Annotated in this window: 12 protein-coding genes; 10 read left to right on the plus strand and 2 right to left on the minus strand. The window is 54.7% G+C overall.

Translation table 11 applies throughout. The features are described from left to right. Positions 1-83: 83 nt before the first annotated feature. The 5 genes from EYY67_RS24505 to EYY67_RS12200 all read left to right on the plus strand — a co-directional run bounded on the left by EYY67_RS24505 (position 84) and on the right by EYY67_RS12200 (position 5,650). Positions 84-3,797 carry an autotransporter domain-containing protein gene (locus EYY67_RS24505; protein ID WP_165497962.1) on the plus strand — a complete coding sequence of 1,238 codons (3,714 nt, stop codon included), beginning with the start codon at positions 84-86 and terminating at the stop codon, positions 3,795-3,797. A gap of 281 nt (positions 3,798-4,078) precedes the next feature. Further along, the gene (locus EYY67_RS24730) at positions 4,079-4,126 is read left to right on the plus strand and encodes an ash family protein (protein WP_095925836.1); all 48 of its coding nucleotides are present in this window, start codon (positions 4,079-4,081) and stop codon (positions 4,124-4,126) included. Between the two features lie 165 nt (positions 4,127-4,291). Beyond that, positions 4,292-4,552 carry a helix-turn-helix domain-containing protein gene (locus EYY67_RS12190; RefSeq protein WP_131693593.1) on the plus strand — a complete coding sequence of 87 codons (261 nt, stop codon included), beginning with the start codon at positions 4,292-4,294 and terminating at the stop codon, positions 4,550-4,552. A gap of 273 nt (positions 4,553-4,825) precedes the next feature. Beyond that, positions 4,826-5,131 carry a YdgH/BhsA/McbA family protein gene (locus EYY67_RS12195; protein WP_095925436.1) on the plus strand — a complete coding sequence of 102 codons (306 nt, stop codon included), beginning with the start codon at positions 4,826-4,828 and terminating at the stop codon, positions 5,129-5,131. A 216-nt stretch (positions 5,132-5,347) separates the two neighbouring features. Further along, positions 5,348-5,650: a TM2 domain-containing protein gene (locus EYY67_RS12200; protein WP_095925435.1), complete on the plus strand. Its 303-nt coding sequence runs from the start codon at positions 5,348-5,350 to the stop codon at positions 5,648-5,650. Positions 5,651-5,731: 81 nt separating this feature from the next. Here the strand turns inward: EYY67_RS12200 and fabV are convergent, their stop codons facing one another. Continuing rightward, positions 5,732-6,928, minus strand: coding sequence for an enoyl-ACP reductase FabV (fabV, locus tag EYY67_RS12205; protein WP_095925434.1), 1,197 nt, complete (start codon positions 6,926-6,928; stop codon positions 5,732-5,734). A 354-nt stretch (positions 6,929-7,282) separates the two neighbouring features. Between fabV and EYY67_RS12210 the strand changes: the two genes are divergently transcribed. From EYY67_RS12210 to EYY67_RS12230, 5 genes are all read left to right on the plus strand, one after another. Next, a complete protein-coding gene (locus EYY67_RS12210) occupies positions 7,283-8,740 on the plus strand; it encodes a sugar porter family MFS transporter (protein ID WP_131693594.1) in 1,458 nt (485 codons plus the stop codon). A 174-nt stretch (positions 8,741-8,914) separates the two neighbouring features. After that, entirely contained in the window at positions 8,915-9,589 is a 675-nt protein-coding gene (locus EYY67_RS12215; protein ID WP_131693595.1) for a GntR family transcriptional regulator, read from the plus strand. A 158-nt stretch (positions 9,590-9,747) separates the two neighbouring features. Next, complete coding sequence (locus tag EYY67_RS12220; protein WP_095925431.1) at positions 9,748-10,041, plus strand: helix-turn-helix domain-containing protein; 294 nt, start codon at positions 9,748-9,750, stop codon at positions 10,039-10,041. Then, on the plus strand, positions 10,026-10,337 hold the full coding sequence (locus tag EYY67_RS12225; protein ID WP_095925430.1) for a HipA N-terminal domain-containing protein: 312 nt from the start codon (positions 10,026-10,028) through the stop codon (positions 10,335-10,337). Before EYY67_RS12220 ends, EYY67_RS12225 begins: the two co-directional genes overlap by 16 nt. Next, a complete protein-coding gene (locus tag EYY67_RS12230) occupies positions 10,334-11,359 on the plus strand; it encodes a type II toxin-antitoxin system HipA family toxin (protein WP_131693596.1) in 1,026 nt (341 codons plus the stop codon). Before EYY67_RS12225 ends, EYY67_RS12230 begins: the two co-directional genes overlap by 4 nt. A 17-nt stretch (positions 11,360-11,376) precedes the next feature. On the opposite strand, the gene EYY67_RS12235 is transcribed toward EYY67_RS12230, so the two are convergent. Then, positions 11,377-12,633 (minus strand): aspartate aminotransferase family protein, encoded by a 1,257-nt coding sequence (locus EYY67_RS12235; RefSeq protein WP_131693597.1) that lies wholly within the window; start codon positions 12,631-12,633, stop codon positions 11,377-11,379. Between the last annotated feature and the right edge of the window lies 1 nt (position 12,634).

The raw sequence follows: 12,634 nt of genomic DNA on the forward strand, positions 1-12,634 counted from the left end.
TTGACTTCGGACTATTCTTATAACATCCCTGAAACAAACTAACAAAACGACGCCTGCACGTCAGACAATCTCAGGGATCCTTAATGACTCGCCTTCGCCGCGCAGCCGGGCACAGCGCCCGTTTTATCTGCGCTTTTATTCTGTTGTCTTTCGTTACTGTCTCACCGGCCATCGCACAGTCTGCCGGATGCCTCGCGCTGAACAACCAGACCTTCAGCACCGCGTCATTTACTGCTCAGGCTTATCCCGCCAGTCAGTTTGAGGCAACGGATACCCTGACGCTGACTTTTACTGATTACGGCACGGGAAGCGCAAGCAATACGGTTGATACCGACAGTTTTGGTAAGACAAATTACGCGCAGAGCGTCTATATGAGCTACTACGCCAATAACGGGAGCGCAGGAACGCATACCTATACCTACACGGGTTCTCAGCTTTCAACGGAGGGGATCCGCTTTCGTCTGACCTCCAGCCACGGTTACCTGAGTCCTGTCACGGCGTCCTGTACCTCAGCGGCAAGCGTATCGACGGACGCCACCCTCTCGGCACTGTCACTTTCTGCGGGTTCGCTTTCCCCGACCTTCTCCAGCGGGACAACCTCTTACAACGCAAGCGTTGCTAACAGCGTGACCAGCATTACGCTGACACCAGTGACCACCGACAGCACGGCAACCGTAAAAGTGAACGGGACCTCCGTCATTTCCGGCAGTGCATCAGGCGCTATACCGTTAAGTGAAGGTAGTAACACCCTCACCGTCACCGTGACGGCCGCCGACGGCACCACCACGTCCGGCTATTCCGTTCAGGTTCAACGCAACGGACTGGCGCCAGTCGCCGGCTCAACCAGCGCCAGCGTGGCATTTAACAGCAGCAATAATACAATTACCCTGCCGCTTTCCGGCGGCGCAACCACATTAGTGGCGCAGGGATCGGCACCTGCTCACGGTTCGGTGGTGTTCTCAGGATCAGCCGCCCTTTATACACCGCAGCAAAATTATTTCGGCGCGGACAGTTTCACTTATACCGCCGGCAACAACTGGGGCACATCAGCCCCTGCGACCGTCACCGTGAATATCGCCGCGCCGGTGATCTCCCTGTCGCCGGTCACTTTACCGTCTGCCACATCCGGCACCCCCTACAGCCAGACACTGACCGCAACGGGCGGGTCGGGCAGCTATCAGTTTACTACTGCGGATGCGTTACCTGCCGGATTAGCACTGGCAGTGAATGGCGAAATTTCGGGCACGCCGACCGCAACGGGCAGTTTTAACATTACCGTTGTGGCACAGGATACGGCGAACGCGGCAACGGGCAGTCAGCGCTACACCCTTGCCGTTACCGGGCAGGCACCGGTCGCGGGCGCAGTCAGCACCACCGTAGCCGGGAACAGCAGCATTAACGCCATCGTTCCGGCCCTTTCAGGCGGCGTCGCAGCGTCAGTCACCGTCACCACCGCACCGCTTCATGGTACGGCGACAGCTTCAGGAACCTCACTGAGTTACACGCCTGCGCCCGGATTTTCAGGTGCCGACAGTTTCACGTACATCGCCAGCAATAACTGGGGGTCTTCAGCGCCTGCCACTGTGAATGTGAACGTTGCCAGTGTCACGCTTGGCTTCTCACCGGCAGGCGGTGCATTGCCCGCAGCCACCGCAGGTTCGCCGTGGTCACAGACCATAACGGCCAGCAGCGGCACCGCCCCTTACACCTACAGCGCATCCGGATTGCCTTCGGGGCTGTCCGTCAATGCCAGCAACGGCGAGATTTCAGGTACGCCCGCGGCCTCCGGCAGTTATGCCATTCAGGTCAGCGCAGCGGACAGCAACGGGATCACCGGCACGGTGAATTATCAGCTGACCGTTGCCGGACAGGCACCGGTGGTCAGCGCGGTATCCTCGACCGTGGCGGCCAATACCACAGAGAACCTGATTGAACCGGTGTTATCCGGTGGCGCGGTCACCTCGCTGGCGATTGTGCAACAACCCGCGCATGGCACCGCGCGGATCCAGAACCTGAAAATCCGCTATACCCCGGTAGCGGGCTATTCCGGCAGCGACAGTTTCATTTACAGCGCCGCCAATAATTTCGGCAGCGCGCAGGCCAGGGTCACACTGAATGTCACCACGGCGACGCTGTCCGTCACACCCGCCAGCGGCGCATTGCCCGAAGGGCGCGAAGGTACGGCTTACCGCCAGACGTTCAGTGCAACAGGCGGCACCGCGCCTTATCAGTTCCGCATTGCCGGGACGTTGCCCGCCGGATTAACGCTCAGTGGCGATACCCTGAGCGGCACGCCCTCCGCCGCAGGTCACAGCAGTTTCACGCTGACCGCCACCGACGCCAGCGGCGTGACTACGCAGGTCGCGTATTCACTCAACATGACCCGCGCGCAACCTGTCGGCGTCAGCCATACGGCATCCGTACTGGCGGGGAAATCAGTGCGGGTAAACCTGACTGAAAACGCTACCGGTGGACCGTTTACCGCAGCCCGTCTGCTCGATTCGCCGGAAAAAACACTGGGCAGTGCGACACTGGAACACAGCGGCAACGGTGTGTATCTGGATTTTCAGGCAACGGCTCAGGCTTCCGGGACGGTGGCCCTGCGCTATGTATTGCTGACCGCCGGTTCACAATCAGCCCCTGCGACAGTGATGCTGACCATCACCGGGCGCCCTGACCCGTCCAAAGACCCTGACGTGCTCGGGCTGGTCAGTGCGCAGGTTCAGTCAGCACAAAATTTCGCGCGGGCGCAGATCCGCAATTTCAGCGACCGTCTTGAGACCCTGCATAATCCGGCCAGCACACAGAGCGATATGAACGGCATCCGCTTCAACATGCCGACCTCTAAAAAGGAGCGCAGCCCTGATGATACGCTGTGGAATGCCGCGTGGAAGAATACCCGCCCGTTGCCGGAACTGCCGCAACTGACCGATAAAACCTCCGCGCAGACCCCGCTTAACCGCGGCAACTCCCGCATCAATTACTGGACTGGCGGCTTTGTCGATTTTGGTCATTCCGGTAAAGACGGCGTAAGTTTCAGCCATACGCTGGTGGGGATCAGCACCGGCGCGGATTACCAGTTCACGCCGACATTTACCGCCGGCATGGGGATGGGCTTTGGCAGGGACGTCAGCGACATCGGCGACAACGGCTCGCGCAGCAACGGACGTTCCCTCAGTTCGGCGCTTTACGGCAGTTATCATCCGGGCAGTTTCTTTATCGACGGCCTGCTCGGCTACAGCCGTCTGGACTATGACAGCCGCCGTTACGTCACTGAAATGGACCACTTCGCCCGCGGCGATCGTGGCGGTAATCAGGTGTTTGGCGCGGTGACGTCCGGTTATGACTATCGCCTGCCCGCCCTGCTGGTCTCGCCTTACGGACGCCTGCAACTGTCGCGCACCCGGCTGGACAGCTACACCGAATCCAACGCCGGGGGCTACGATCTGGCGTATGCCTCACAGGCGCTGAATGACGTGACCGGTGCGCTGGGCGTTCGTACTCAATATGCCCTGCCCCTGACGTGGTCAACGCTGCGCTGGCAAAGCCGGGTCGAATACACTCAGGCTTTCAGCGATCGCGGCCGTGCCCGTCTGGGCTATGCGGATGCCGGCAATGACAGCTTTAGCGCCGATGTTTACGGCGACAGTCAGGAAAATCTGGTGTTCGGCCTGGGGCTGGATTTCCTTCTGCCCCATGACATGACTCCGGGCATCGCCTATCAGGGCACACTCGGACTGGATGAGGAACGCAGCCGCTCGCAGATGATCATGCTGCGGATGAATATCGGCTTCTGATTAAAAAAGGCGTCCTGCGGATATCGGGACGCCTTTCATCATCGTGCGTGATGTAACTCACTGCAACGCCTGAAATTTCTCTGGAAAGCACCCCTCATTTTCGCCGTAAGGCCGTTGGTTTACCTCCCTCAGTTACGCTATAGTGCACCCGCTGCGGCAAAATCCGCAGCCGGGTTTCGCAGCTCGGCCAACACTATAAGGACGCACTTGATGTTATGCATTGAGTGCAAATGTCTTCGCTCACCTGTTATTCGGGCAGCTAACGCTGTTTAATAACATCAATGGTGGCTCAGGCAGGGCAACCTTCGGGTTGGCCGGTGTCCTTGTAGGCCGGTACTGCGAACCTTGTCTGAGCTACCACCCAAAGAGTTTCGCAGCTCCCGTGGTAGTCGTTTTTTACTACAAGGAGTCACAAATGAAACTATCACATAGCCCGACCTTTCTGCCTTTCTGCATCGCCGTTCCTGCACAGTCAAAAACAGGAGCGCACCCTCATGAATAATCACGACTGGCATCAGGCCGATATTATCGCGGCATTACGTAAAAAAGGCACAACGCTGGCTGCAGTTTCCCGCGCTGCCGGATTGAAATCCTCGACGCTTTCAAATGCGCTGGCGAGACCCTGGCCGAAAGGTGAAATGATTATTGCGCAGGCGCTGGAAATACATCCGGGTGTGATCTGGCCAAGCCGGTATTTTGATCCCAGAACGCATGAGATTATTCAGCGGACGGTAAGAACGTCTGACAGAAAGTAGAAACGGTTATCAGGGCGCGGAATGCGCCCTTTTTGCATTCATGTCAAAAATAACGAACCTGTAACCAGATGAAAATATCCTCTTTCACTCTCGCGTTAATTGTGGCGGAAGATTGCTTAACAATGAATTAGCAATTAAAGCTAAAGGCGTTTACATGGAAAGGTGTTTATTAGCCTTGTCCCCGCTGAATAATTCAGGTGCGCAATCACCCGTTTTCATTTACAGCGCGACTGACTATCCGATTTAGAAAATGACCTGATGAGGGGTAAATCCATGAAAGGCTTAGTGAATGATGTTTTATCTATATTCTATCCAAAAGCGGTTAAGCCTGTTTTGGTCCGCGCAGGGTTATCGCATCGTGAGATTGCCTCCCTGCAAGCCGTCGGCGTGACCACGGTATCCTGGGCCACCTCCATGGAAGAACTCAACAACGCATTTGTTAAAAAAGCGCTGGATGCAGGTGCCGTCGGCTACCACATCACCAATGTGGAATCGCACAAACCGGGCAAAGAACAGCAACACGTCATGGCCGCCACCGCGACCTTCTACCATATCAATCACAAAGTGGCTTATGGGTGATGTGCAGAGAAGAGAGTTGTGAAATAGAAACGCCGCAGACTTTCAGGGTTGCGGCGTTTTTTTTTATTTCATGTATAGCGTTTATGGAAAATCATTACTCCCACGGGCCTTGTATTCACAGCTGTGCCCATAAGCCTGAAGGCGTCATCATTCTCTTTTTCTAAATGATAAGAACGGGTAAGATTAGTCCGAATAATAACAAGTAAGGAAATAGAAATGGGATCTATGGTTTTTTGTAGAGGATGCGGAAAAGAGATCCACGAGTCGGCTAAATCTTGCCCTCATTGTGGAGCAACTCAAAGCATTAATCCTCAGGGTACTAAAAGCAGGGTTGCAGCAGCTTTATTAGCTTTCTTCCTCGGTGGTTTTGGTGTTCATAAGTTCTATTTGGGTAAAATCGGGCAAGGGTTCTTATACCTCATCTTTTGCTGGACGTTTATCCCTTCAATAATTGCATTCATTGAATTCATTATTTATCTGTGCGATTCAGATGAAAATTTCGCCAGGAAATACGGCTGAGTTAATATTGCAATCATAAAAAAACCCACACCCACCTTTCGGCGGATGTGGGTTCTCAGCAATCTTTGGCGTTAAATCAGATTACATCTGGATCAGATGTTTGATTTTCACGTCCGGATTGGTATCGGCTGCGTAATCCACGCCGTTCAGGCCAAAGCCGAACAGACGCATGAACTCGCTTTTGTAGCCCGCAAAATCAGTCAGCTCAGGGATGTTATCGTTGGTGACTTCATTCCACAGTTTACCGACTTCTTCCTGCACTTCTGGCGCGATCTCTTTCAGGTCAGCGCGCAGACGGCCTTCGTTATCGACCAGTGGCTCAGCACCGTACAGGCTGTCTTTGTACAGACCGTAAACCTGCTCGATACACCCTTCGTGGGTGCCTTTCTCTTTCATCACTTTGAACAGCAGGGAAAGGTACAGCGGCATCACAGGGATAGCAGAACTCGCCTGCGTCACAACCGCTTTCAGTACGGAAACACGCGCGTCGCCGCCCTGCTCTGCCAGTGTGCTGCGGATATCCAGAACGCGTTTGTCCAGATCCTTCTTCGCTTCACCGATAGAACCGTTCCAGTAGATGTCCTGCGTCACTTCTTCACCCAGATAGGTGAACGCGGTGGTTTTCGCGCCTTCAGCCAGCACACCGGCCGCTTTCAGGTCGTCGATCCACATCTGCCAGTCTTCACCACCCATAACAGCCACGGTGCCCGCGATTTCTTCAGGCGTTGCCGGTTCCAGCGTGGTTTCGTTGATGGTTTCTTTGTCGGTATTGATGCCACGAATAGTGACTTGCTTACCGATTGGTTTCAGGGTGGAGTTGAACACTTCACCGGTTTTCGGATGGGTACGGCGCGGCGCAGCCAGGCTGTAAACCACCAGATCGACCTGACCCAAATCTTGTTTGATCAGCTCAATGGTCTTTTGCTTCACTTCATCAGAGAACGCATCGCCGTTGATGCTTTTTGCATACAGGCCTTTCGCATCGGCAAACTCTTCGAATGCGGCGGAGTTGTACCAGCCCGCAGTCGCGGTTTTGGACTCATCGCCCGGACGTTCGAAGAAGATGCCCAGCGTGGCAGCGTCAGAACCGAAAGCAGCAGAGATGCGGGCAGCGAGGCCGTAGCCGGTAGACGCGCCAATCACCAGGACTTTTTTCGGACCGCCAGCGATTTTGCCTTGCGCGGTCACGTAGTCGATTTGTTCTTTAACGTTCGCCTTGCAACCTTCCGGATGGGCAGTAACACAGATAAAGCCACGGATGCGTGGTTTGATAATCATATAGACCTCATTGCAACTGTCTCAGTAAATTGGCCGATAGAATATAGGTTTGCGCCGTTTCAGGCAAAACCTGACGCTTCTACGCCACGTAAACAGACTTCTCTGACCCTAATTCGGGGGCAGTTTGCTCAGAAAGCGGAAAAAACAGACAAAAATTCGTTCTGCTGAGTGTAATTCAGTTATGACGCGGTGCCTGCGGCAGGTGACGTATTTTCCGAAAAATCAGCGCCAGCGGCTGTCCGTTTCGCTTCATTTCGCCACTTCCCTTTCAAAATTCTCATTTTGGGTTAGGGTTATACGGTGTGATCTGCATCACACAATAACCATAATAATAGCCATATTTAGGGAGCGTCTGTGACTGAGAAAATAAACAGCGGCGATCGGAATGAGACGGTGAAAGCCTCGCAACCGACCGAACCGCTGGTAAAAGTAATCGCCTTTATTGCCACCCTCGGTGGCTTACTGTTTGGCTACGATACCGGGGTGATAGCAGGTGCTTTGCTGTTTATGAAGCACGATTTGCATCTGACATCGTTAACCACAGGGATGGTGACCAGCTTCCTGATCCTGGGTTCTGCCGTGGGTGCAATCTGCGCCGGGCGTGTGGCGGACCGTTTCGGGCGTAAGAAAATCATCCTGGTGATGGCGGTGATCTTTATGGCCGGTTCACTCGGCTGTGCCACCGCGCCCAACGTGGTGATAATGATTATTTGCCGGTTTATTCTGGGTCTGGCGGTAGGCGGTGCGGCGGCGATTGTGCCCATTTATATCGCCGAAATCGTGCCTTCCCATCGCCGCTGGCAGTTCGTCACCTTACAGGAACTGATGATCGTCTCCGGTCAGCTGATCGCCTATACCAGTAACGCGGCGATCAACGAAGTCTGGGGCGGTGAGACCACCTGGCGCTGGATGCTGGGTGTCGCCTGTGTTCCGGCGGTGATTTTGTGGGTCGGGATGCTTTTCCTGCCGGATACGCCGCGCTGGTACGCCATGCACGGCCGCTATCGCGAGGCGCGTGACGTGCTGGAACGTACCCGTAAAGCAGGGAAAGTAGAGAAAGAGCTGAGCGAAATCCGCAGTTCCATGAGTTCCAAAAGCGAGAAACATTCCCGCCGCCAGAAAACCATTTCTGTCTGGATGAAACGCCTGGTGTTTCTGGGGATTGGTATCGCCATGCTGCAACAACTTTCCGGCGTGAACACCATTATGTTCTACGCGCCGACTATGTTGCAGGCCACCGGGCTGAGCACCAATGCGTCTCTGATGGCAACTATCGCCAACGGGGTGATCTCGGTGATCATGACCTTTGTCGGCATCATGCTGCTCAGCCGTTTCGGCCGCCGTCCGCTGCTGCTGACGGGTCAGATTGGCTGCACCCTGACGCTGCTTGCCATCGGGTTGGTGACCTGGCTGATGCCGGAAACCGTCAACGGACATCCGGATGCGGTGCGCAGTTATCTGGTATTAGGCGGTATGCTGATTTTCCTGTGTTTCCAGCAGGGCGCGCTTTCGCCGGTCACCTGGCTGCTGCTGTCGGAAATGTTCCCGATGCGTATCCGCGGGATGGCGAACGGTGTGTCGGTCTTTGCCATGCAGATGACCAACTTCTCCATCGCCTTTATGTTCCCGATCATGCTGAGTTCCATCGGCCTGACCCTGTCCTTCTTCTGCTTCGCGGCCATCGGCGTCGCAGGCGGCCTATTCGCCGTGATATTCGCGCCGGAGACGCAGGGCAAAACCTTAGAGCAGATTGAGAAACACTTTAAGAAACAGTTGCAGGATGACCCCGTTCCGCAGGAAGCGGGCAGTTAAGTTCCCATAGTTTCACCTTTACCGGCCAGCGAGAGATCTGGCCGGTAAAGGCTCATGAAAGCCGATAAAAGCCTGTCCCCGCCACCCTCACATCTGATGCATCATGTTGTATAATCGGTTTCCACGCCCTTATCCCAACTCCGGGTGCGCGCACATTATTGCTACGGTGAACCTTTGAATTATCCCATCAGTTCGATTAATCACGCTTATCTGGGCAGCAGCGTTTACGCCACCTTGCGCGAAGCACTGATCACCGGTCGTCTGAAACCCAATGATCGTCTGCGTATCCGTGAACTGGCGGAGCAGGTTGGTACCAGCGTCACGCCCGTGCGGGATGCTATTTTGCAGCTGGCAAAAGAACAGGCGCTGGAGATGCGCACACCGAAAGATATCCGCGTGCCGCAGCTCGATGAGCAGCAATATCAGGAAATCCGTACCTTACGGCTGGAGCTGGAAGGGCTGGGCGCAGAAAAAGCCGCGCAGTCGGTGACGGAATACGAATTACAGCGGATTGCGCAGAACATCGAAAACAACCGTCAGGCCATCAGCAACGAAGGTTTACCCGAAGCCCTGCGCCTGAACAGTGAGTTTCACCTGATGCTGGCGCAAAGCGCGCGCATGCCGTTACTGAGCAACTTTATCGACAGTTTATGGATGCGCACCGGCCCGCTGATTGCGCAGGCGTATGCCCATTTCTCCGAACGCATGGCGATTGAGCATCACGAAGAGATTTTGATCGCGCTGCGTAAAGGCGACAGCGCGGCAGCCCGGCGGGCCATTCAGGAAGATATCCTCGACGGCAGCCAGAAGATGGTGGAATTTCTGGCCGTGGGACGTGAAAAAGCGTGAGGTGAAAGTGTCAAATATGACCCTTTCATGTCGATTTTTACTGCCAGAATGCGCAAACGGCGTCGTGGAGGGCATAAAGGTTCAAAAATGACACTTTATCGCTTACAATGAGATATTCTGTTTAATTTCTCATCACCCGAGGCTATAAAGTGTCAAATATGACCCTTCAGAGCGTTGAAACCTTTCTTGCTCAGCTTTCCGAAAGTGAACGGAAAATGTTTATCGACCGGCTGGATACATTCCGGCGTTTCCCCTTTGACCTGTCAGAACTGAAGCCGCTGATCATGCGGGAGATGAAACAACAGAACATCACGTACGAAGAAATGGCGCTGCAAATAGGAACTTCTTTATCAACGCTCAAAAGAATGATTGCAGACCCCGCCGGTTCGAAAACCAATAATCTCCATACTTTACTCAACGAGCTTGGAATTAACGTATGGCTAGACAAATAGAAGTGTGGCTGTATGACGCTGCAGCGGGAATATTGAGTGAGCGTGATGGCGTATATGACTTTTCCTATTACAACGGCTATGCCGGACCGGCTCTTTCCATCAGCATGCCGGTCAGAGCAGAGTCGTACGTAAGTGAAGACTTACATCCCTTCTTCAAAGGACTGGCTCCGGAAGGATGGCTGCGCAAACGCTATTCTGAAATACAAAAAATTGACGATCGGGATTTATTCGGATTACTGATGCATAACGGCGACGATTTGCTGGGTGCCATCGTGATTAAAGAGATGAAATCATGAATTCAGAACACTGCCTGATAAATTTAAAACGGTTGAAAGGTGCTGAAATTAACACCGGTTATTCTAAACAAGGCATCAGGGACTTATTGCAAAACGCACAAGCCACACCGGATTTACCGTTTACCCGCAGACAGTTCATTCAGGAACAACCTCAACGTCAGAAAGGCATGAGTATATCTGGCTATCAGCCTAAATTATCTTTAGCCCTGGAAGACAAGGTATTACGGGTGGTAAGCAACGGTGGAACATATATTCTGAAGCCCTCACCTGAAGAGTATCCTCATCTCGCCGAAAACGAACATGCGACCATGACGGTCATGGCTCGCCTGAAATTTGTTGTCCCTCCTTTTGGCCTCGTGCGCTTCAGGCGCGATGAAGACCGGCAGGAAGAACTTGCCTTCGTGATCAGCCGTTATGATCGTGGACAAAACGGACAGCAGCGGTTTCATCAGGAACAACTCGACGGCGCCATGGGCATCGCCGATAAATATGGCACGATCGATGATAAAAAGGCCGTAAGCTACCAGAGGGCCGCCCGATTTTTGCTGGAGACTCTCGGCGACAGTCTGACCAATAAACGCGACATTTTTTTACGCATCGTTTATGCCTACGTGCTGGGCAACAACGACTTTCATCTGCGTAATTTTGGTATTTTACTTCCCCTGAACGCCCCGCCTTCCCTTGCCCCGGTTTATGACTTTATCAGTGTTGTCCCTTACCCCGCGGCGTTTGGTGAATATCTCGCCCTGCCGCTTCTCGAGTGTGAAGAGAATGACGAGGAAATCGCGCCCGGCCTCGATTCACCTTATGGCGAATACACGGGCGCAGATTTTATCGCGCTGGCTGAAGGCATCGGGATTCAGAACCGGCTGGCCCGCAAATGGCTGTCCGATGTGATAAAAAGCCATCCGCTGATTATTGACACTTACAGCGAAAGTCATATGCCCGCAGAGCAATGGCAACAAGTGCTGAAATACGTCGCCAGAAGAATGCATCTGCTCGAAATCACAGATTTACCCTGACGGATGATGAAGGTTTCTCACCCCATTTCCCCCAGCACATCCGCCAGGGTGTCCAATAGCAGCGCGGCGTGTTCCGGTTTAAAGACCAGCGGCGGACGGATTTTCAGGACGTTCGCTGCCGGACCGGTGGCGCTGATCAGGACCTGTTTCCGGCGCATGGCATTGACCACACTGGCGGCGCGTTCAGGCGCAGGCGTATTGCGCTGATCGCTCACCAGTTCGACGCCGATAAACAAGCCATCACCGCGCACATCGCCGATGACCGGATAACGCGCCGCCAGTTTTTGTAATCCCTCCCGCAGAAGTGCCCCGGTCAGTTGCGCGTTCTGCTGTAACGCCTCGCGACGTAATACCTGCAACACGGCGTGTGCCGCGCGGCACGAGACCGGATTGCCACCGAAAGTGTTGAAATAACGCTGACGGCGGCCGAATTCGGCGAACAGTTCCGGTCTGCCCACCAGTCCCGCGACCGGATGGCCGTTGCCCATCGGTTTGCCGAGACTGACCAGATCCGGCATCACGCCGTAACGGGCGAATCCCCAGCGCTGGCTGCCGGTACGGCCAAATCCGGGCTGGACTTCGTCGGCAATAAACAATCCGCCCGCCGCCCGTACCCATGCCACGGCGCGTTGCATCTCCGCCGGTTCGGGGCTGAAAACACCGTCGCTGGAGAAAATTGTGTCCAGCAGCAGCGCCGCCGGTTTTACGCCTGCCTGTTTCATCGCGTCCAGCGCCCGCTCCACGCCTGCCGCGAATTCGCCGGGATGGCGAAATGTGTCCGGCGCGTCAATCAGCCAGACATTTTTGCCCTGCTCAACACCTTCGCCAAGCGAGGGCGAGAGTTCCGCCAGCGCACTGGTCACACCGTGATAGGCCCAGCGCGTCACCAGCACGCCCTGCCCGCCGGTGATCTGCCGCGCCACACGTAATGCCAGATCGTTGGCTTCGCTGCCGGTACAGGTCATGGTCAGGTTGCGCAGTTCCGGCGGAAACTCCGTCAGAAAATCTTCTGCAAACTCGACAATCGCATCGTTCAGATAGCGGGTATGGGTATTGAGCTGCGATGCCTGCGTGGCAATGGCGTCCACCACCGCCGGATGGCAATGGCCGACGGACGCGACATTGTTGTAAGCATCAAGATAGCGGCGCCCTTCGTTGTCATACAGCCAGACGCCTTCGCCGCGCACCACGTGCAGCGGCTCCTGATAAAACAGCCGGTAGCCGCCACCGAGAAATTGCCGGCGGCCTTCTGATACCTGTTGCGTTGTGAGCATG

The sequence above is a fragment of the Rahnella victoriana genome (assembly GCF_004330295.1).
GTDB lineage: Bacteria > Pseudomonadota > Gammaproteobacteria > Enterobacterales > Enterobacteriaceae > Rahnella > Rahnella victoriana.